This is a genomic window from Labrenzia sp. 5N (genome assembly GCF_012395805.1).
Classification (GTDB): domain Bacteria; phylum Pseudomonadota; class Alphaproteobacteria; order Rhizobiales; family Stappiaceae; genus Roseibium; species Roseibium algicola.
The window spans coordinates 310,133-330,735 of record NZ_JAAZTM010000016.1 but is presented as its reverse complement, the minus strand read 5'-3'; the positions used below and the strand labels follow the sequence as shown (position 1 = coordinate 330,735).

Genomic DNA, 20,603 nt, shown 5'->3' with positions numbered 1-20,603 from the left:
GCGGCTCTGCACGATTACCGGTGTGTAATGAGTACGGATGTGAGGCGACCCTAAATGGCAAATCCGACAAAGGCGAAAGATCCGGCAGAAGCGGCTCTCTCAGCAGTTGAAGAAGCCCTGAAACTTGATTTCGGCGGCCCGGATACCACAGAAACAACCTCCGCGGCAGAGGCTAGCCCTGCCCAGGCGGAACCGGCACGCCGGTCCCAGGGGGAAACGCGAGGCCAGTCCCAGCGCGAAGAGCAGCGTCAGTCAAGACGCCGTGGCCGCGGCGGACGCCCGCCGGCAGCCAACGACGATCGCCGGAACATCGGCAACCTGATCTACTCCTTGCAGCGCCGTCCGTCTTCAGCGCCGTTCTGGGGCGCCCTCGCCCTCAGCGCCCTTTGGGCCGCGCTTGGCAGCAGCCTCTTCATGACAGCGTTCCCCGACAAGGTCGGATCGCTGACCGATCCCCAGACGCTGCTCAGCTCTCCTGAAATGATCCTGGCCGTCGTCGGCATCGTCGTTCCGATCATCTTCTTCTTCGTCATGGCCATGATGATCTGGCGCGCGCAGGAAATGCGCATTGTCGCCCGTGGCATGACCGAAGTGGCCCTGCGTCTTGCCGAGCCGGAAGACATGGCCAAGGAAAGCATCCTCAGCGTTGGCCAGGCCATCCGCCGCGAAGTCGCCGCCATGGGCGACGGCATCGAACGCGCGATCGCGCGCGCCAGCGAGCTGGAAGTCCTTGTCCATAATGAAGTGTCTTCGCTGGAACGCTCCTATAATGACAACGAACTGAAGATCCGCGCCCTGATCGACGAACTGATCAGCCAGCGCGAGTCCATCGTCATGAATGCCGAGCGCGTGCGCGAAACCATCGCCGGTGCCCATGAGAGCTTCGCCTCACAGCTCTCCAGCACCTCCGGTGAACTCGGCAGCACCGTGGACCATGCAACCCAGCGCATGATCGATGCGGTCAACAGCCGTGTTGAAGAACTCACATCCACCGTCGACAGCCGCATCGAGTCTCTCGGCGCAACGCTGAACGCCTCCGGCAATGAACTGGTCGACAGCCTCACGGTCCGCGCGGAAGACTATGTCGCCCGCCTCTCATCTACCGGCAACGACCTGGTCGACAGCCTGGCGGAAACCGGTTCCACCATGTGGGAAACGCTCACGGCACGTGGCAACGAGGTCAACGAACGCTTCGCGGACACCGCGAACACCTTCGTGGAAACCCTGTCCGCTCGCAGCACGACGATCAACGAGACCCTGGCAACCTCCAGCAACTCGGTGATCAACACCCTGAGCGAAAAGGCGGACGAGTTCCGGCTCACCCTGGAAACGACCGGCAACAACGTTGGCGAAGTGATCACGGCGCGCGGCGAGGAAATCAACGCCAACCTGTCGCTCACCTCCGGCCGTCTCATCGACACCATCACCTCGCGCACCGAGGAACTGGTGGCAACCGTCGACAACCGCGTCACCACGCTGGACGAGTCCCTTGCCGAAACCGGCAACCGTGTGGTCGAGAGCATTTCCGAAAAAGGCCAGGCAGTTACCGACACCATCTCGATCCGAGGTGCGGAAATCGTCGAGACCCTGTCCAGCCGGTCTACGGAAGTTGCGGAAATCCTGCGTGGCACCGGCGAGAGCATCGTGGTCGACCTGTCGCTGCGCGGTGGTGAAATCGCCTCCAAGCTCGACGAAACCGCAGGGTCCCTCACCCAGACCATCTCCGTTCGCGGTGGTGAGCTGGCCGAGAAACTCGACAACATCTCCGAACGTATCTACACCGCCATCTCCATCAACGGCAGCGAACTGGACGAACGTCTGGCTGCCCGCAGCAACGAGATGGCCACCATCCTGGAACAGCAGACCATTGGCTTCCGGGAGACCCTGGAAAGCGTCTCCGGCGAATTCTCCGCGAGCCTCGGCGATCAGACCGGTGCACTTACCCAGAAACTGGCGGAAACCGGAACCCAGCTTGCCGAACTCATCGGCAGCCGCGGCGACCGTGTAGCCGGCGATATCAACCAGATCAGCGGAAAGATCGCCGAAACTCTGGAAGTACGTGGCCAGGCGCTGCAGGACGGCCTGTCGAGCCGCCTCACCGAGCTGGAAACCATCGTCACCGATCGCGGCGGCCAGCTGATCGACGCTTTCGACACCAAGACCCTGCTCTTGTCCGAAGCGCTGGATTCACGCCTGTCCACGCTGGACACGACGTTCGCCACCCGTATCGACTCCATGGACGCCTCTCTGGGCGATCGCATCGCGACAATGGATGCATCGCTCGACCAGCGCTATTCGGCAATCGATGCAACCCTGACCGACCGTATCGCGGCCATGGATGCGACCCTCGAGCAGCGTTACACCGCCATCGACACGACCCTGACCGATCGTATCGCCACCATGGATGCGACCCTCGAACAGCGTTACACCGCCATCGACACGACCTTGACCGACCGTATCGCCACCATGGACAGCTCTCTGGAGCACCGCTTCACCACCATGGATGCGGGCCTTGGCGAGCGGATCGGCACCATGGACGCTTCGCTGGAACAGCGCTACGCCCTGATGGACGCCACCCTCACCGATCGCATCAGCACGCTGGACAATTCGCTTGAGCATCGCCTCTCGTCGATGGACAGCTCGCTCAGCGAGCGGATCTCCACGATGGACTCCTCTCTCGGCAGTCACATCAACACCCTGGACCTGACGCTCGATCAGCGGACCGCGGCCTTCGAGGCAACCCTGGAAGCCCGTACGCAGATCCTGTCCGACGCCATCGAGAACCGCACCACCGGCATCAGCGATGCGCTGGAGGAAAAGACCCGCAACATCACCGATGTACTTGCGGACCGTTCCGACGCCATCACGCTGCAGCTTGGTCAGCGCATCGAAGCGGCCGGCAATACCCTTGCCGAGCGCGCCGAGGAAATCGGCCAGTCCCTGTCGCAGCGCGTTGATACAGCAACGTCTGCAATGGCTGACAAAGCCGAGCTGATCTCCGCCTCCATGACCAGCGGTACCGACCGGATCGACGAGACCCTCGATGCGCGTGCCCGCCAGATCTCCGAAACCCTGATTTCCCGCACAAAGGAAATCGCCAAGGCCTTTGTCGACGGTCAGGACGAGATGACCTCTGCCCTCGACAACCGTCTGGCGGAAGCCGGCAGCGTGTTGGGCAAGCAGAGCGAGCAGCTCACGGAATCCCTGTCCGAGCGGATCGCCGAGATCAACGTCTCCCTGGGTGCCAAGGTGTTCGAGGTTGCCGAAACCCTCGACAGCCGCGCCACCCAGCTGGAAACGCTGCTGAATGAGCGTCTGGAAAGCATTTCCGGCACCCTCACCGGCGAGAGCGAGCGTGCCCGTGACATTCTCACGGCCGTTATCTCCGAAGCCGGAGCAACGCTCTCCACCGAAAGCACGCGTCTGCGTGATGTGGTTCAGGAAGCGGTCACTGCCGCTGTCCAGACCCTCTCCGACGAACGCAATCGTACAGTCGAGATCGTCGACAGTGCCCTCAGCCAGGCGACGGAGAAGCTCTCCGGTGAAGGCGATCGCATGCGCCAGATCGTCCTGGGCTCCGTGGGCGAAGCTCGCGGCGTCCTGGTTGGCGAAAGCCAGAAGGCAGCCGATGCGGTTACCTCTGCAATGAGCCAGGCTACCGGCGCAATGTCCGGTGAAAGCGGCAAGATCCGCGAGCTGGTGCTCAGCGCGGTTGGCGATGCCGCCCGTGCAATGGCCGCCGAAAGCGAAAAGGCCCGTACACTCTACGCTGGCACCCTGGCCGAGTTCTCCGGCTCTCTGACCGGCGAAAGCGACAAGGTCCGCAACGAACTGTCCGGCCTGATTGCCGAAATCTCCGGCAACCTGTCCGCCGAAAGCGAACAGGCCCGCATGACACTGGCGAAAACGCTGGAGGAAATCCGCGGCCAGATGTCGAGCGAAGCCGGCATGGTTCGTGCCCGCGTCAACAGCGCCGTTACCGAAGCAGCAGACCTTCTGGTCGGCCGCGGCAACGAGGTCGCCAACGAACTGCTCGACAAGGCAACCGCGCTCAACGAAGCCTTCGGCGCCCGTTCCGGCGAGCTGGCGAAGATCGTCGGCACCGATGGCAACGAACTCATCAGCGCCATCGAACTGCGTGCCAACGACCTTACCGGACGCCTGTCCGAGGTCCACACGGCGATCCTGGAAGCCATCACGGTCAAGGGCCGCGATGTCACCGACACATTCGCCCATACCGGCCTCGACGCGACCCGCTCGCTGGTGGAAGCCGGCGACCGTATCGTCGCCAGCATCAACGAACGCAGCGAACAGGCAACCACCCTGCTCACCGACACCAAGCGTCGGCTGGAAGCGGACGTTACCGAGATCCTCAACAAGATCGAGACGTCCAACAGCAACCTGCAGGGCATCGTCGCGACTGCTGGCGAGAACCTCAACGAGGTTGAAGGCAACCTGGCCCGCCGCGCCGGCGAGTTCCGCTCTGCCGTCGACCGGGCGGTTTCGGAAACCAACTCCACCACGGCCCTCATCACCGAACAGGTTGCAAACCTGCGCGATGTGACGGACACCACGCTGGCGGACATCAAGAACCTCACCGGCCGCTTCGGCGACCAGTCGGAGGAATTGACCAAGGCAGCCCGTCACCTGGAAGACACCAACCGCTCCGTCGAGAGCCGTGTCTCCGAGCGCCGGACCGCGATCGAGGACGTTGCAGACACGCTTCTGGCGAAGACCGAAGCCGTCGACACGCTCATGCGCTCCTTCACCAAGACCCTGTCCGAAACGCTGGAAACGGCAGACGACAAGGCACGCGATGCAGCCAACATGCTGTCCGCGGCGGCTGAAGCAGCGTCCAAGCAGGTGTCCGAGCAGTTCGAATCCATGCGCCTCACGGCAGGCATGGAAGGACAGAAGGCCCGCGAAGCTATCCGCTCCGCACAGGACGACATCATCGCCGAGATGACCCGCACCGTTACCGAAGCGTCCGATCGCTTCAACGATGCGGCCGCCCGGATGCGCGATGTTGCCCGCGACGTTCACCGCGAGCTGGAAGCAACCCGCAGCGAACTGAAACAGGGTGTCCTGAACCTGCCGGAAGAAGCGGAAGAATCTTCCGCAGCGCTGCGCAAGGTGGTCAACGAGCAGATCCGCGCTCTGACGGAACTCTCCGAGATTGTCGCCAAGCAGTCCAACGCGCTCGACATCTCCCGGCCGCAGGCCCAGGCAGCAGTGGCAAGCGCCGCTCCTGCTCCTGCCCCGCAGCAGCAGGCTCCGGTGAACTATGCTCCGGCAGCCCCTGCCCGTCAGCAGAGCGCCCCGGCAAGCGAACCGCGTCCGGCACCGGTCACCACTCGTCGGCAGCAGCCGGCCCCTGCCGAAACCACCAGTTCCGGTGGCAAGGGTTGGGTTGCCGACCTGCTGCGCCGCGCATCGCGCGACGACGATGCCGGTTCGGACACGGACATGAGCCGCACGCCGCTGCACACGGTTGAAAGCCTCAACTCGCTGTCGGTCGACATTGCCCGCGCCATCGATCACGAAACCTTCGTCGATCTGTGGAATCGCTACCGCAATGGCGAACGCCACGTGTTCACCCGCCGCCTCTACACGCTGCAGGGTCAGCAGACCTTCGACGAAATCCGTCAGAAGTACTCTCGCGATCCGGAGTTCCGCACTGCCGTCGAACGGTATGTGGCAGACTTCGAGCAGCTCCTGGCCCAGGTATCGCGCAACGACCGCGACAACATGCTCGGCCAGACGTACCTGACGTCGGACACCGGCAAGGTCTACACCATGCTGGCCCACGCCAGCGGCCGGCTCGACTAAGAGACGGACAGTCAGACACGAAAAAGGCGGCCAGTGGCCGCCTTTTTTGTTTGCAGGGGCAAAAAACGACCGCCGACTTCATCGCTGTACGCAAGCAACCCGTTCAAGGCCTATTACCTGCATGAACTCAAAACGGCATCAAAATCCTCCCCAGCGAAGCGGAGCGTCGGGGGACACCCGCATTTCCGCTTGGATGGAACTGCGGGCATTCCAAAGTAACGCCCGCACCGCCCCACCAACGCTCTGCAAACGAGTAGGCCCCGGGTCTCACTTCGTTCGCCCGGGGTAACACCCTGCCTGGATTGATCCAGGGACGCAAAGCGACCGACGCCCCTCGACTTGAAGATGCAATACGGTTGTACCGTCAAATGCAATTCACTTCAGAGGTGAAGCTTGACCTATTACGTTTACATCCTGACAAGCCGGATGAACGGCACGCTCTACATCGGGGTGACAAACGATCTTGCCCGGCGCGTTGAGGAGCATCGCGGTGGGGCAGGCGGCGATTTTACCCGCAAGCACGGCATCGGCAATTTGGTATTTGCAGAAGCGTTCGATGATGTGAGCGAAGCCATCACCATGGAGAAACGCCTCAAGAAATGGCGCAGATCCTGGAAAGTTCAACTAATCGAGAAGTCCAATCCCGAGTGGCATGATTTAATGGCACCCTAACCCCGGTGTCACCCCGGGCGAGCAGCGCGAGACCCGGGGCCTACTCGTTTGCAGAGCGTATGAGAGCTGGATGAGGCGATGCCTCTTTCAAGTCGGACTCAAGATCCGGCACGCAATGCCGTCTTAGGGCATCGCCCGGCCACTGGAAGTCGAATGACCACCGCCTCTCAATCACTCACCCCGTCCAACTCGTCCGAGAGGTTCTCCCGGATCCGCCGGGTAACCGCGAGAAATTCCTCGATTTCCTCGGCGGAGAGGCCGCTGAGCATTTTCTGTTCGACGGCTTTCAGCTTGGGGGCAAGATCCTCGAAAGCCGCGCGTCCTTCCTCTGAAAGCTGCAATAGAAAACTGCGGCCGTCGGCCTCGTTGCTTTCGCGGGTCAGAAAGCCACGCTCTTCCATGCGTTTCACGGCCCGGCTGACAACGACCTTGTCCATGCTGGAGCGGGCAACGATCTCGCTTGCCTGCAGTCCGCCAGAGGCCGAGCCGAGAATGGCCATGGTGCGCCATTCGGCAGGCATCATGCCGTAATCGCGCTGGTAAACCGCTGAAAGAGCCCGTGTGACGTCGGAATAAAAGACACGCACCCGGTAGGGAAAAAATGTTTCCAGCTCGAAGTCGGGCAATGGCGTCTCCGGCGTTTCGCTCGCAATCCCAATGGCTTCTTGGGTCTCGGTCTCCGGATTGGTCAGCTTGGTCATCGGCGCTCAACAGTATTGGTTAGGTCGTCTGCACGATTTTACGATTGACTTGGTTTCATGTGTAACTATTTTGTTGCATATGTAACTATGTTTGGCATCACGTTTCAAGTCCGGGATCATACCGGCAAGAACGGCCTTCATGAAATGAAGGGGAGGAGAAAATCGTGAAACAGTTGAAGTGTCTTTCCATTCTCGCAGGTGTGGCAGCGTCCGCATTGACCGGTTTCATCGCCAGCGCATCTGCCGACGAACTGGTTCTGTCGTCCTGGCTGCCGCCGAAACACCCGCTCGTTACCGACGTGATGGAGCCCTGGGCAGCAGAAGTTGCCAAGGCTACCGATGGCCGCGTAACCGTGCGCATTCTGCCGAAGCCGGTCGGCTCGCCGCCCGAGCATTTCGACCTTGCCGCCGAAGGCATCGTCGACATCACCTACGGCCTGCATTCCTTCACGCGCGACGACCGTTTCCTGCGTTCGCGCATTGGCCAATTCTCCTTCATCGCAAACACCGCAACCGAAGGCTCCAAGGCCTATTGGGACGTCTATGGCGGCACCCTCGACGCGCAAGGTGAACACAAGGGCACCAAGCTGCTCGGCCTTTGGGTTCACGGCCCCGGCATGTTCCACAACAACCAGCGCAAGATCGAAAAGCCTGAAGATTTTGCCGGTCTGAAGATCCGCACTCCGGGCGGCTATGTTGCGGACCTGTCTCAGGAACTTGACATCATCACCCAGTTCATGGGCCCGGGCGAAGTCTACGAGAAGCTGTCCCGCGGTGTCATCGATGGTGTCACCTTCCCCATGGAAGCGTTGCAGGCCTTCAATCTGACCGACTACACCAAATACTCCATGAGCCTGCCGGGCGGCTTCTACAACACCTCCTGGTTCATGGTCATGAATGAAGATGTCTGGGACGGCCTGTCGGAAGAAGACCAGGCGGCCATCGACAAGATTTCCGGTGAAGCCCTTGCCGAAATGGCCGGCGGCGTCTGGGATGGCGCGGATGCCCGTGCGGCTTCCTACATTGCCGACAAGGACATTGAGGTCTACGACGCACCGGCCCCGGTTCTGGAGGCGGTCAAGGAACTTGCAGCCAAGCATGAAGCTACCTGGGCCGCTGCCGTTGCCGAAACCGGCTTTGACGGCACCGCCGCTCTGGCCGAGTTCCGCGACAAGACCGGCATCAAGCACTAAGCATGTCTGCCGAATCCAACGGCCAGGCCCCTCGCCGGATCGATACGATCCGGCGAGGGGCCGGTTTCCTGCTCGGGCTGGCCTGTTTATGTGTGCTGGCCGGCCTGATCGGGCTAACCTGTGTCGACGTCGTCGCACGCTATGCCTTCAACAGCCCCGTGAACGGTGCCTATGAGCTGACGGAGCTGCTGCTGGCCACGCTGATCTTCCTGGCCCTGCCACTGACGACCGCTGCCGGCGAACATATCGAGGTGGAGCTGCTCGACGGGCTCAAGAGCGCCCTTCTCAAACGGCTCGGCACATTGGTTGCCGCTGTTTGCACGGTCGGTGTCCTGGCCCTGATCGCATTCAAGCTGTTCGAGCATGCCGAGAAGATGGACCGTCGTGGACAGGTGACGGATTCCCTTCAGATCCCGCTCTCGCTGATCGGTTGGCTGGGAGCTGCCTCCTTCGCGCTCTCCGCCATCGCCGCCATAGTCTTCGCGGCCAGGCGGTTCCGCGAAAAAGCTTGATACCAGTGAGTATTGAATATGCTTGAAGCTCTGATCGGTTTCGTTGCGCTCTTCGCGCTCGTGTTGCTCCGCGTGCCCATTGCAATTGCAATGATCATTGTCGGCACTGCCGGGTTCGCGGCCCTGCGCAACTGGAATGCCGCGCTGAACCTTCTCGGAAATGCAGCCTTCGAAACCGGCCTTTCGTTCACCCTTTCGGTGATCCCGTTGTTCATTCTGATGGGCAACCTCCTGACCATTTCCGGTGTCAGCCAGTCGCTGTTCTCGACCGCTCACCACATGCTTCACCGCATGCGTGGTGGCCTTGCCATGGCGGCCATTGTCGCCTGTGGCGGCTTTTCGGCAGTTTGCGGCTCGTCTCTGGCAACGGCTGCCACCATGTCCAAGGTGGCCATGCCTTCCATGCGCAAGGCAGGCTATGCCGACAGTCTGGCAACCGGCTCCATCGCCGCCGGTGGCACGCTTGGCATCCTGATCCCGCCATCCGTCATCCTGATCATCTACGGCCTGCTGACCGAGGCCGACATCGGCAAGTTGTTCATTGCCGGCATCATCCCGGGCCTGCTGGGCGTATTGTTCTATCTCGGTGCCATTTACGTCACGGTTCTGCTGAAACCCGAGCTTGCGCCAACCGCGTCCGAAGACATGAAGCTCGAAAAGCGTGACGTCTGGGGTGTTCTGGCAGTTGTCGGGCTATTTGCCGTGATCATGATCGGCATCTACGGCGGCTTCTTCACGCCGACAGAAGCAGCCGGCATCGGTGCTGCCGCCGCCTTCGTAATCGCGCTCGTGTCCGGTGGTCTGACGTTTGAAAAGCTCTACACCGCCGCGCTCAACTGTGCGCGTACCACGGCGATGATCTTTGCGATCATCATCGGCGCGGAAGTCTTTTCCAACTTCATCAGCTATGCCGGTGTGCCTGACGCATTGTTGACCTTCGTTCAGTCGCTCGACGTCAACGCCTATGTCGTCATTCTGGTTCTGGTACTGATCTACGTGGTGCTGGGGGCAGTGCTGGAAAGCCTGTCGATGATCCTGCTGACGGTCCCGGTCTTCTTCCCGCTGGTCAGTTCGCTCGATTTCGGTGGCGGTTTGCTGGCAGATCCGGAAATGGTGCTGATCTGGTTCGGCATCATCGTGGTGGTGGTCACCGAAATCAGCCTCATCTCGCCGCCGATAGGCCTCAACGTCTTCGTGCTTCGCTCTGTGCTGACGGACGTGCCGTTGAGGACGATGTTTGCCGGAATTCTGCCGTTCTGGCTGGCCGACATCCTGCGACTGGCGCTGTTGATTGCTGTTCCGCTGCTGTCACTGGCGCTCATCTGAGGCTTTACCGGCCGGTGCATGGCCAGGAAAACCGAACTCCAAGGAATTGCCGGACGGTGGCCACACCGCCCGGCATACCTTTCATCAGGCCGCCAGCGCTTCCGCGTCGCTGCCGGCAGGAAGGTGGGCGGGACACGACGGATCGGTTACCGCCTGCCAGATGGCTTTGACCACATCTTCCGACCGGGTCGGTTCCTTGTCGGCATCTGCCATGAAGGCTCCCATCACCTCCTCGACAAAGGGCTTGTAGGCCGCAGGCGCCTCCATCGCGTCCGCCATCAACGCTCGTGCATTCGTGCCAAAGCTGGTCGAAGGTGCGCGGCCCGGCAAAACCAGCTGGACGCGGATGCCAAGCGGCGCAAGCTCCAGAGCCAGGCAATCGGTATAGGCATTCACGGCCGCCTTGCTGGCGGTATAGACCGGTAGCAGCGGCAAGGACTTCAGCGTGACACTGGACGACACGTTGACGATAACGCCCTCGCCCTTCTCCCGCATCTGCGGCAGCACCGCGCGGATCATCTCGAAAGTCCCGAAGGTGTTGGTGTCGAATATCCTGCGCACCACGTCTTCCGACGTTGCCTCGAAGGGCGACAACCAGCCAACACCAGCATTGTTGACCAGCACGTCAACCGGACCGGCGGCAGCCACGGCCTCGGCAATGCTGGTGTGATCTGTCACGTCCAGCGGCAGAATGCGCAAATGTTCGGAGGCCGGCAGCAAGGTGGCGTCGGGTTTGCGCATGGTCGCAACCACCCGCCAGCCCTCGTTCAGAAAATGCCGCGCCGTTTCCAGCCCGAAGCCGGAGGAACATCCAGTAATCATGATGGTCTTCATGACAAAATCTCCTGTTGTTGGATGTTCCCCATATCGACACGACGGACAAAACTTTCTATCATGAGAAGTCTCAGTCTTTTTATCGAAAGTCCGAAATGGCAGATCCCCTGTCCGAAGTGATCACACTTCTGCGGCCCAGAGCCCCCTTCTCGAAAATCGGGGAAGCCTCCGGCCCCTTCCGGGTGCGACGGGACGATGTCAACGAAGCGTTCTATTGCCTGGTGCTGATGGGGCGGCTCAACCTGGAGGTGGACGGAAGAGCACCGGTGATATTGTCAGCGGGCGATTTTGCGCTGCTGCCCGCCGTTGGTGGGCTGACTGTCACCAGTCTCGATCCTCCACCACCTCCAGGCTATTTCAGCCAGCCTGTTTACGGGGAAGATGGTGTTGTGCGCGTCGGCATGCTGGACCCACGTGAAACCCCGCCCCAGGTTCAGCAGTTGGTTGGCCATTGCAGCTTCGGAAGCCCGGATGCCGAACTGCTGGTCTCTCTTCTGCCGGAGATGGTGGTTGTGCGCGGCGAAGATCGTCTGGCGTCGCTGGCAGCCCTGGTACGCGACGAGGCACGGGCCGATCGCCCTGCAAGGGATGTAGTGCTGGAAAACCTTCTGCAGGTCCTCCTGATCGAGGCTTTCCGTTCAAGCGTCCAATCCACCGCTTCTACCGGGCTTCTCAGCGGCCTTGCGGATGCTCGGGTGGCCCCTGCCCTGCGTGCCATGCACGGCGCGCCGCAACAGGCCTGGTCGATCCGGGCGCTGGCCGGCGAGGCTGGCCTCTCCCGCTCCGCGTTCTTTACCCGTTTCAACCGCATTGTCGGCCTGCCGCCAATGAGTTACCTGCTCAACTGGCGCATGACGCTAGCCAAGCACATGCTGCGCTCAGGTCTTCACAGCATCGGCGAGATTTCCAGCCGGACCGGCTATGGCTCCACCAGCGCCTTCAGCACAGCCTTTACCCGGCACGTTGGCTGCCCGCCTATCAGATACGGCAAGGCAGGTGCAACGACCTGAACACCGTCTATTGTTCCGAGAAACCCTCCCAAGATGGCTTCACCCGGCGCGTAATCGGCAGAAACTGACCGGCTTCGTAGTAAAGGTTCGGCGATATGTATCGGGCGCTGACCCAACCTGTCTGCCCTTCGAACTGTCCCTGGTACCAGATGCCGACCTTGTCTCCGCGGATCATGCAACCGGTCAAGGAGAGCGTGGCGCCGGCAGGCAACATACCCAGTATCTGCCCACCCACATCAGGGCTGGAGCGGAAATTCACATTGCTTTTCACCCGGCCGGACGGGCCACCGTTTTCACTTGCCCAGCTGTTTTTGGAAACAAGCCTGTTGTCCGAGCACCCAAGGACGTTCCCCATCAGACCCAGCGTTACAGGGGCTGAAACGACTTTCCTGGAAGCACACCAGCCCTGCAAGCCACCGTCGACCTCCTCGTTTCCGGGGCCCTGTTGCAGACAAAGAGGTTTGCCGCGCCAGAGTGCAACGGACAGAGCCCCTTCTGGCGTCATCGACAGCTGGCAGGAGAACGTATCAGTATAGAGGGTTGCCGTTCTGCCTTTCAAAGCTTTCAAGTCCGAAAGCGAGAACTCCGAGTTCATGAACTGAAACAGGTCGGCGACCTCGTAGTAGGCCTTGAAGGATCGCCCTGCCACGTTGACGGTGTTGCAGATTTCGTTGGCATCGTAGTCGACACCATCTCCCACATGGACAAGGTTTGCTTCAGCTTCGTTGGAAACGGGAGAAAAGCCGAGGTTCCAGGTGTTAATTCCGCCTCGCAGATAGAAGAAGCTGTCTGCCGTCGAATGCTTCAGGGCTTCCATCATCAGCTCAGGCGGATTGATGTTGAAGCCAATCAGCTTGCTGTATTGTTCGGTCACCTGGTAGCCAAAGGCCAGGATCTTGTCGATACGCTCGACCTGCGCGCCTTGATTTCCGGCCAGATATGCCATGTGAAAGCCAAGCTCCGCACCTTTTTCAACGTAGCGGGCATCGCTGGCAAAGGGGTGCACCATGTCGACGGACAGGGAGAATGCCAGAGCACAGGCAGACACACAGCTGGTATTCTTCAGCACGAAGACGCCACCAATGTCCGGGTCCTGACTTTCAAGATTGTACCGGATGCTGTCAGCGATTTTGAACCCTTCGAGGAAATCGCCACCAGGACTGTTGAAAACGAGGTAGCGTATCGACGGGCCACTTATGCTGTCCAGAAAGGCAGACAACTTGCCGGCATCGCCCTTCACGATCGGGCCTGAAAGCTCGATCACATGCGTTGCCATTTCCGGTTCCGCAGGATAAAGCGCAAACTGATCGATCTGCCCAACCTCCCCGTCTTCCAAGTTCGGAAGCTGCGCCAGAACGCTGTGCGGTCCTTCAGGGGGATAGATAAGCTTGAGGCTTCTCAGGTGCGGCTCGAGATCCGGCCGCAGCCTGAAGTCGGCTGCATTTGCAAAGGGCATGGAAAACGCCCCCAGCAGAATAATGAAAAGCACGGCGCCAGCCTTGCACCAGAGATCACCCGCAACTCTCATCATGTCTCGTCTCACGTTGAACATTGGCCACCTGACTAGCAGGCAGCCGCCTTGTTCACTGCCCCCAGATAGGGAAGACGGCAACGATTATTTGTTCAGGACGCTGGATTTCAGACTGCATCAAGCAGACAAGCGCACATCGGAGAACGAGGATCAATCTCTGCCGCATGAGAGCCGGAGGCAACATGCGGATAAGGTTTCCAATTGCGGCTGTTAAGGGTACCCGCCTCAGACGTTCTGCAGCGTCCAGGCGGCCATTTCTGCAAACACCCGGTCGGCTGAAGCGTTCATGGCCTCGACCGCCTTGTCGACGGTCGTGCTACCGGAAGACGTTTCCGCCCGGAAGACCTTGTTGGCAACTGTTCGACCGTTGCGGTCGTTGACGATGCGGGCCGAAATTTCGACGACACCTCGATTGGCCCCCGCCACCTGCAGTTCGAAGGCACGGATTTCCGTCTGGAGCTGATAATCGATCAGCAGGCCGTCGCCCGGCAGGCCAACACCGCGCAGGCGGTTGGTGTTTTGCAGGGTTTCGACCAGTTTCAGCTGCACCACGTTGGGCAGCGTGTCGGCCCAGGCAGAATCCGGGAAGTAGCTGTAGACCGGCCCCTTGTCGACAACCGCGATGTAACTGGTGTCGAGCGCTTTCAGTGCCCGGGGTGCGGAAACGAGAACCTGAACGCGGCTGGACCGGCCCTGTAGGCCACCGACGTCGGCCGCACCGATGCTGTAGTAGGCCGACGGCGCGGAACTGGCGCATCCGGACACAAGCACGCCGAGCCCGAGAGCGGTCAAGACGCCCCGGCGGGTCATGTCAGTGGTTGCCTTCGTCATACGCCCCTGCCTCTGCACATTCAGTCTCACCGGCGCCGCCCGCCGGAATATGTCGGCACATCTTCACCGCCGAAGATCACCCGGTTCGGACTGCGTTCAAAGCTTTCCGCCGCCCGCTGGATCGAGATCAGTGTCCGGTTAACCTGCGCCAGCGCCGCAGCGAAATCCGCAGAGCCCTGGGTCGCAAACTTGGAAAGCCCACCGGCAATCGAATCTGCCCGGCTTTCAAACGCAACCGCAACCTTGCGGATTGCCTGCGCGGCCAAGGTTGCTTCCTTGATCAAGCCTTCACCATCGCCGTCCACCATTGTGGAAACCTTCTCGACCAGGCTTTCGACGCGCACCGAGGTGGAATTCAGCGTCGCGGTCATCTGCTTGGCATCGGTGATGATCTGGTCGACGTCAGGTGTCCGCTTCGAAAGATCGTCCGTCATCTGCTGAACGTTGTCCGCAGCCTTGCGGGCACTTTCCAGGATGGCCGGAATGCCGTCTTCCGGATTTGCAAGGCCTGCTGTCGCCGTTTCAACGGAACCGACGATATTCGCAACCTTTTCCGGGTCCACGGCCTTCATAAGATCATTCGCGGTCTGAAGCGTCGTCGCAAAACGTTCGGCAGCCGCCTGAACATCCGTTATCAGCGCCGCGATCCGGTCATCCTGGCCACGAACCGTCGCTGAAACCGCCTCGAAGTTCTGAACGGTGGACTTGGTCGAAGCGATGATCTCGTTGATCTGCGTCTGCTGATTGTTGAAGTTGTCGATGATGCTGGAAACATTGTCGACGGCCTTGCTGACCTTCTCCGGATCGACACTCGCCACAAGCTCGTCGACCTTACCCAGCGATGCATTGAGGCTGTCGGTGAAGGTGCTGACATTGGCAACCACTTCCTCGACCTTGAGCGGATCAATGGCAGCGGCAATTTCCACGCCGCGCGTCATGATGGCATCCACCTTGACCACGACATCACGCCCGCCTTGCACGATATCCTTGATCGCGCCTTCCTGGTTCCGGATGTTTTCCACCACCGCATTGACGTTCTGCATGGTTTCGCTGGTGGAACTGATCAGCTTGTCTATGTCCCCGGTGCGCTTCTGCAGCACCTCGCCAAGGGCTGCGGCCCCTTGCACCACCTTCTGCACATCTTCAGGATCAACCGCGCCAACAATCTTGTGAACGCGATCGAGCCCTTCATTCAGGTTCACCGTGAAGGTCTGCAGTTCCTTGGCCGCGCTCTGAGCATCGGCCATCAGGAGATCGATGTCGCTGCTGGCCTTGCCGAGACTTGCAGAAAACTTGGACAGGTCATCGACAATGGCGGTGACCTTGTCGGAAGGCACGGCAGCCAGCAGGCGTTCACCTTCCTGCACCAGCGTCTCAAGCCGGCCGGACAGGCTGGAAAACGCATCGGAAGCCTTGCCGATGCTGGCCATGAAATCCTTCACCCCATCGGAATTGGCGGCCAGCGCGGCGGAAAAGGTCTCGGCGTTGTTGACGATCTCGGTGATTGCGGGGCCGTTGTCCTTCAGCAGGTCGTCGACCGTCTTCATGGTCGAATCCGCACGCTTGAGAACATCGCGGGCACCATCCACGATGTCATCGAAGAAGGACCTTTCGGCGTAGATGACCGGAACTTTGTCCTCGTCCTGGTCGTCGGACATGCTCAGCAGAAGCGGCGATTCAGATGATCCGCCACTGAGGTCGACATAGGCGACGCCTGTCAGGCCGGTGAAATTCAGTGTTGCCTTGGTATCTTCGCGCAAGGGCGTCGAGGGCTTGATGCCAACGGTGGCCACAACCTTGGTCGGATCCCCCGGTGCAAAGTCCAGCGATTTCACATCGCCGACCTTGATGCCGTTGAAAAGCACCTGCCCCCCGACCGGAAGCCCCGTCACAGGGCCCGGATAGACGATTTTCAGTTCAACGTTCTGCCTGGATTCCGCGGTGACGGCGAGCCAATACACAAAGCCGAACGCACCGATCAGGATTGCGACCATGAAGGCGCCGATCAGAATATAGTTCGCGCGGGTTTCCATTCAGTCCAACCTATACTCGGCGCAGGGCCCGTTCACCCCTGAAGTAAGATTTAATCCAGGGATCATCATTTTTCATCATATCGTCCATCGTGCCGATGGCCAGAACCCGCTTTTTCCCAAGAACAGCAATCCGATCACAGATAGAATGCAAACTATCAAGATCATGGGTGACCATATAAACGGTCAGTCCGAGGGTCGAACTGAGATTTGCAATAAGCGAATCAAAGGCCGCCGCCCCGATCGGATCGAGTCCGGACGTCGGTTCGTCCAGAAACACCAAATCCGGGTCGAGTGCAAGGGCGCGAGCCAGGCTGGCCCTTTTGATCATTCCCCCTGAAAGTTCAGACGGCAGCTTGTCGGCGGCATCTTGCGGCAGCCCGACCAGTTCCAGTTTCAGGGTCGCCAGTTCGTCCATCAATTGCGGCGAAAGCTTCAGGTGCTCCCGCATCGGCACCTGAATGTTCTGCTTGACCGAAAGCGAGGAAAACAGCGCGCCCTGCTGAAAAAGCACCCCCCAGCGGCGTTCGATTGCCGTGCGTTCCTTCGGGCTCGCGGTCGACAGGTCGTGTCCGAAAACCGAAATCTGCCCGGTTCGCTTGGGAGTCAGGCCCAGGATGGTGCGCATAAGCACGGACTTGCCGGTTCCCGATCCACCGACGAAACCAAGCACCTCGCCCCGGCGCACATCCAGGTCGAGATCCTGGAGAATGATCTTGGAACCGAATCCAACGGTGATGTCGCGCACGGACAGGACATTGTCCGACGTCTCTCCCGTCGCGGCGGTCTCTTTTGCAGGCGTCACGCTTTGGCTTGGCGTCATCGGTCGGTCAAACTCCAATCGCGGCAAAGAATATGGCGAAGAAACCATCCACCACGATGACTAGAAAAATCGCTTTCACCACCGACATGGTGGTGTGACGGCCAAGAGATTCGGAGGAGCCTTCGACTTTCAGCCCTTCCACGCAGGCAATCAGGCCGACGATCAGCGCCATGAAGGGCGCCTTCACCAGACCCACGACCAGCGTATTGATCGTGATTGCCGCCTGCAACTGGGTCAAGAAGGCGGCCGGTGGAATGTCCAGATAGGCCCATGTCACGATGCCGGACCCCAGCAGCGCCGCGAGATCCGAAATGAACGTCAGGATCGGCAGAGCAATCATTAGCGCCAGAATCCTAGGCAAAACAAGGACTTCAGTCACACTGAGGCCGATGACATGCAGTGCGTCGACTTCCTCCTGCATCCGCATCGCCCCAAGTTCTGCCGTGAAGGCGGATCCCGAGCGCCCTGCCACCATGATGGCGGTCAGGATCACGCCGATTTCCCTGAGGACCAGGATGCCTGCAAGGTCGACCACGAAGATGTCGGCACCGAATTGCCTGAGGTAGAAGCCGCCCTGCTGCGAAATGATGGCGCCTATGAGAAAACTCATCAGCGCGACGATCGGCACGGCTCCAATGCAGCTCCGGTCGAACTGAACCGCGATCGATATGCTGCGCAGGCGTTTGGGCTGCAGCAGAACTGTCGACAGAACCAGGCCGAGCGAGCCGAGAATATGCAGCATCGCCAGGGCGTCGTGATAGACGTCCACCATCTGGCGGCCCGTTGCTTCCAGGAAGCCGGCAATGGAAAATCCGTTCCTGTCCGGCTTGTATCTCGGAGGATGGTGGCTCTCGATTTCCTCGAACAGGGTCTGGCGAACGGGAGAGACACCGGTCAGGCCAACCTTGCGTCCCTCGAATTCCAGTCGGCCGCGCGTGCGGTGGATCAGCCAGGCGCCGCTCGTATCCAGATGCTCGATCTGGGACACATCGATGCAGGTCAGGCTTTTTTTGTCGATCGTGAGGCTGTTCAGCTCTTTTTCTGCGTCGGCGATGGTGCTGACAGTCCAGTCGCCGGAAAGGGCAAGGTATTGATGATCCGGCCCGTCTGCTTCCAGAACCATCTCCGGTGCGATGTTTTTTTCCAAGAATGCCATTCCGGCTGGCTGCCCTCTTGCCGCTGGTTCACCATCCCTCGTATACCTGATGGAGAAGTTCAATACCAACCGTCATTCACCATGAAGTTGGTAAACCCTCCAGCAGCCACTTGAAAGCTTAATCCATGGAAATTGCACGTCCTTACCTGTTGTTTCTCGGTGATGTTCCCGATGCCCTCGCCGCCAAGACCGCGATCGGCATCGTCGATTGGCGCAAGGACTGGTGCCTGGGCCAGGTCCGCATGCCCGGTTGCGCCGCCGACACAGGCCTTGCCGACATGTCGATTGCAGAGGGGGCGGAAGCTGGCGCCAAGACGTTCATCATCGGAGCTGTGAATGCCGGTGGCCGCCTGCCGGAGCACTGGGTCGAATCTGTCGTCGAAGCACTCGATGCCGGCATGGACGTCGCTTCCGGCCTCCATGTGCGCCTTGCCAGCGTGCCGGCGATCAAGGAAGCCGCAGAACGGAACGGTCGTCAGCTCCACGACGTGCGCCACAGCAGCATGGCTTTTGCCACCGGCAAGGGCACCAAACGCGCAGGCAAACGGATCCTGGCCGTGGGTACCGATTGTTCCGTCGGCAAGAAATACACCGCCCTTGCCATGGACAAGGCAATGAACGACCGGGGCTATTCCAGCACCTTCTGCGCCACCGGTCAGACCGGCGTGTTCATTTCCGGCCGCGGTGTCGCACTCGACGCGGTAATTGCCGACTTCATTTCCGGAGCTGCCGAGTGGATCTCTCCGGAGACCGATCCCGATAACTGGCAGATCATCGAAGGCCAGGGTTCGCTGTTCCATCCGTCCTTCGCCGGCGTCACCCTTGGTCTTCTGCACGGCTCCCAGCCGGACGGTTTCATCGTCTGCCATGAACCGACACGCACCAAGATGCGCGGCGTCGAGGCGGCTCTGCCGACGATTCAGCAGGTCATCGACATGACCATTGCCTGCGGCAAACTCACCAATCCGGACATCCGCTGCGTCGGTATTGCGGTGAACACCACCGCACTCGATGACGATGAGGCCCTCGCTTACCTGGCAAAGGTCGGCGAAAAGCACGGCCTGCCGGCGACCGATCCGGTCCGCTACGGCATGGAAGCCATCGTTGACAAGGTTTCGGCGGAATTCGGTGCGCCATGAGCCTTGAGGTCAGCATCGAAGCGCAACGCTTCGAAATCGCGGGAGGTTTCAGGATCTCCCGCGAGACCCGAACCCATGCCCAGGTCGTGGTCGTCACCCTGAGTTACGGCAAGGCAACCGGCCATGGCGAAAGTGTGCCCTATCCGCGTTATGGCGAATCGCTCGAAACCGTTCAGACGCAGATCGAGGAAATCGCGCCCCTTTTGAAAAACGGCCTCAGCCGGGAACAGCTTCTGGAGGCGATGCCCGCCGGAGCAGCCCGGAATGCCGTCGACTGCGCTCTTTGGGACCTGGAAGCAAAACGATCCGGAACACCGGCAACGGACATTGCCGGTGTCGGTCCGCTGAAGCCGGTCACGACAGCCTTCACCATCAGCGTCGACACGCCGGAAAAGATGGCTGAAAAGACCCGCGCTGCAGCTCACCGCCCGCTTTTGAAGATCAAGCTTGCCGGCCCCGGTGATGACGAGCGGATTGCCGCCGTACGCCTTGCCGCTCCTGAAAGCACCCTGATCGTCGATGCCAACGAAGCCTGGGACGAAAGCTGCTTTGAGATCAACATGGCCGCCTGCGAAGCTGCGGGCGTGGCCCTGATCGAACAACCATTGCCGTCAAAGAACGACGGTTTATTGGCAGGGCTCGAGCGGCGTGTAGTGATCTGCGCGGACGAAAGCCTTCATCCGGGCAAGAGCATCGATGGGCTGCGCGCAAAATATGACGCGGTCAACATCAAGCTCGACAAGGCAGGTGGTCTGACGGCTGCGCTGAAGCTCTGCGATGAAGCACGCGCCCAGGATCTCAAGGTCATGGTCGGATGCATGCTCGGCACGTCTCTCGCGATGGCGCCTGCGGTCCTGATCGCCCAGAAGGCGGATTTTGTCGACCTCGACGGACCGCTGCTCCTGGCCGAAGACCGCTCACCGGGACTGAAGTTCGAAGGCAGCACGCTCTATCCGCCTCAGCCGGAGCTGTGGGGGTAAGCGCTTCGACCTCGGAAAACAGAAAAACGCCGGTTC

At 60.3% G+C, this 20,603-nt stretch carries 15 protein-coding genes; 8 read left to right on the top strand and 7 right to left on the bottom strand.

Features of this window, described 5'->3' with window-relative positions; genetic code table 11:
• Nucleotides 1-54: 54 nt before the first annotated feature.
• Both HEP89_RS17370 and HEP89_RS17365 read left to right on the top strand, forming a co-directional pair.
• The gene (locus HEP89_RS17370) at nucleotides 55-5,829 is read left to right on the top strand and encodes an antitoxin (RefSeq protein ID WP_023000669.1); all 5,775 of its coding nucleotides are present in this window, start codon (nucleotides 55-57) and stop codon (nucleotides 5,827-5,829) included.
• 393 nt (nucleotides 5,830-6,222) lie between these two features.
• A complete protein-coding gene (locus HEP89_RS17365) occupies nucleotides 6,223-6,501 on the top strand; it encodes a GIY-YIG nuclease family protein (protein ID WP_168692607.1) in 279 nt (92 codons plus the stop codon).
• Between the two features lie 167 nt (nucleotides 6,502-6,668).
• Here the strand turns inward: HEP89_RS17365 and HEP89_RS17360 are convergent, their stop codons facing one another.
• Nucleotides 6,669-7,202 (bottom strand): MarR family transcriptional regulator, encoded by a 534-nt coding sequence (locus tag HEP89_RS17360; protein ID WP_168692606.1) that lies wholly within the window; start codon nucleotides 7,200-7,202, stop codon nucleotides 6,669-6,671.
• A gap of 164 nt (nucleotides 7,203-7,366) precedes the next feature.
• Between HEP89_RS17360 and HEP89_RS17355 the strand changes: the two genes are divergently transcribed.
• From HEP89_RS17355 to HEP89_RS17345, 3 genes are read left to right on the top strand one after another with little or no spacing between them, the layout of a single operon-like run.
• Complete coding sequence (locus tag HEP89_RS17355; RefSeq protein WP_228148033.1) at nucleotides 7,367-8,395, top strand: TRAP transporter substrate-binding protein; 1,029 nt, start codon at nucleotides 7,367-7,369, stop codon at nucleotides 8,393-8,395.
• A gap of 2 nt (nucleotides 8,396-8,397) precedes the next feature.
• Complete coding sequence (locus HEP89_RS17350) at nucleotides 8,398-8,907, top strand: TRAP transporter small permease (RefSeq protein WP_168692605.1); 510 nt, start codon at nucleotides 8,398-8,400, stop codon at nucleotides 8,905-8,907.
• Between the two features lie 18 nt (nucleotides 8,908-8,925).
• Nucleotides 8,926-10,233, top strand: a complete 1,308-nt coding sequence (locus HEP89_RS17345; RefSeq protein ID WP_055655294.1) for a TRAP transporter large permease — start codon at nucleotides 8,926-8,928, stop codon at nucleotides 10,231-10,233.
• Nucleotides 10,234-10,317: 84 nt separating this feature from the next.
• Here HEP89_RS17345 and HEP89_RS17340 read toward each other — a convergent pair whose 3' ends face one another.
• Nucleotides 10,318-11,067, bottom strand: coding sequence for an SDR family oxidoreductase (locus tag HEP89_RS17340; RefSeq protein WP_062488241.1), 750 nt, complete (start codon nucleotides 11,065-11,067; stop codon nucleotides 10,318-10,320).
• 95 nt (nucleotides 11,068-11,162) lie between these two features.
• On the opposite strand from HEP89_RS17340, the gene HEP89_RS17335 reads away from it, so the two are divergent.
• Entirely contained in the window at nucleotides 11,163-12,077 is a 915-nt protein-coding gene (locus tag HEP89_RS17335; protein WP_075284093.1) for an AraC family transcriptional regulator, read from the top strand.
• A gap of 7 nt (nucleotides 12,078-12,084) precedes the next feature.
• Here HEP89_RS17335 and HEP89_RS17330 read toward each other — a convergent pair whose 3' ends face one another.
• From HEP89_RS17330 to HEP89_RS17310, 5 genes are all read right to left on the bottom strand, one after another.
• Nucleotides 12,085-13,608 carry an SH3 domain-containing protein gene (locus tag HEP89_RS17330; RefSeq protein ID WP_168692604.1) on the bottom strand — a complete coding sequence of 508 codons (1,524 nt, stop codon included), beginning with the start codon at nucleotides 13,606-13,608 and terminating at the stop codon, nucleotides 12,085-12,087.
• 225 nt (nucleotides 13,609-13,833) lie between these two features.
• A complete protein-coding gene (locus HEP89_RS17325; protein ID WP_023014540.1) occupies nucleotides 13,834-14,439 on the bottom strand; it encodes an ABC-type transport auxiliary lipoprotein family protein in 606 nt (201 codons plus the stop codon).
• A 26-nt stretch (nucleotides 14,440-14,465) separates the two neighbouring features.
• Nucleotides 14,466-16,472 carry an MlaD family protein gene (locus HEP89_RS17320; RefSeq protein WP_077292419.1) on the bottom strand — a complete coding sequence of 669 codons (2,007 nt, stop codon included), beginning with the start codon at nucleotides 16,470-16,472 and terminating at the stop codon, nucleotides 14,466-14,468.
• A 10-nt stretch (nucleotides 16,473-16,482) separates the two neighbouring features.
• Nucleotides 16,483-17,292 carry an ABC transporter ATP-binding protein gene (locus tag HEP89_RS17315; RefSeq protein ID WP_168692603.1) on the bottom strand — a complete coding sequence of 270 codons (810 nt, stop codon included), beginning with the start codon at nucleotides 17,290-17,292 and terminating at the stop codon, nucleotides 16,483-16,485.
• A 7-nt stretch (nucleotides 17,293-17,299) separates the two neighbouring features.
• A complete protein-coding gene (locus tag HEP89_RS17310; protein ID WP_023000656.1) occupies nucleotides 17,300-18,448 on the bottom strand; it encodes an ABC transporter permease in 1,149 nt (382 codons plus the stop codon).
• 125 nt (nucleotides 18,449-18,573) lie between these two features.
• On the opposite strand from HEP89_RS17310, the gene dgcN reads away from it, so the two are divergent.
• Nucleotides 18,574-19,587, top strand: coding sequence for an N-acetyltransferase DgcN (dgcN, locus tag HEP89_RS17305; RefSeq protein WP_062488239.1), 1,014 nt, complete (start codon nucleotides 18,574-18,576; stop codon nucleotides 19,585-19,587).
• Nucleotides 19,584-20,567: an N-acetyl-D-Glu racemase DgcA gene (gene dgcA / locus HEP89_RS17300; RefSeq protein ID WP_168692602.1), complete on the top strand. Its 984-nt coding sequence runs from the start codon at nucleotides 19,584-19,586 to the stop codon at nucleotides 20,565-20,567. Before dgcN ends, dgcA begins: the two co-directional genes overlap by 4 nt.
• Nucleotides 20,568-20,603 lie beyond the last annotated feature (36 nt).

Excerpts from the sequence above, each read along its gene's own strand:
- HEP89_RS17345 (WP_055655294.1), top strand. The coding sequence starts at position 8,926 with ATGCTTGAAGCTCTGATCGGTTTCGTTGCGCTCTTCGCGCTCGTGTTG.
- HEP89_RS17360 (WP_168692606.1), bottom strand. The coding sequence starts at position 7,202 with ATGACCAAGCTGACCAATCCGGAGACCGAGACCCAAGAAGCCATTGGG.
- dgcA (WP_168692602.1), top strand. The coding sequence starts at position 19,584 with ATGAGCCTTGAGGTCAGCATCGAAGCGCAACGCTTCGAAATCGCGGGA.
- HEP89_RS17350 (WP_168692605.1), top strand. The coding sequence starts at position 8,398 with ATGTCTGCCGAATCCAACGGCCAGGCCCCTCGCCGGATCGATACGATC.
- HEP89_RS17335 (WP_075284093.1), top strand. The coding sequence starts at position 11,163 with ATGGCAGATCCCCTGTCCGAAGTGATCACACTTCTGCGGCCCAGAGCC.
- HEP89_RS17330 (WP_168692604.1), bottom strand. The coding sequence starts at position 13,608 with ATGATGAGAGTTGCGGGTGATCTCTGGTGCAAGGCTGGCGCCGTGCTT.
- HEP89_RS17370 (WP_023000669.1), top strand. The coding sequence starts at position 55 with ATGGCAAATCCGACAAAGGCGAAAGATCCGGCAGAAGCGGCTCTCTCA.
- HEP89_RS17315 (WP_168692603.1), bottom strand. The coding sequence starts at position 17,292 with ATGACGCCAAGCCAAAGCGTGACGCCTGCAAAAGAGACCGCCGCGACG.
- HEP89_RS17340 (WP_062488241.1), bottom strand. The coding sequence starts at position 11,067 with ATGAAGACCATCATGATTACTGGATGTTCCTCCGGCTTCGGGCTGGAA.
- HEP89_RS17320 (WP_077292419.1), bottom strand. The coding sequence starts at position 16,472 with ATGGAAACCCGCGCGAACTATATTCTGATCGGCGCCTTCATGGTCGCA.
- dgcN (WP_062488239.1), top strand. The coding sequence starts at position 18,574 with ATGGAAATTGCACGTCCTTACCTGTTGTTTCTCGGTGATGTTCCCGAT.
- HEP89_RS17325 (WP_023014540.1), bottom strand. The coding sequence starts at position 14,439 with ATGACGAAGGCAACCACTGACATGACCCGCCGGGGCGTCTTGACCGCT.
- HEP89_RS17310 (WP_023000656.1), bottom strand. The coding sequence starts at position 18,448 with ATGGCATTCTTGGAAAAAAACATCGCACCGGAGATGGTTCTGGAAGCA.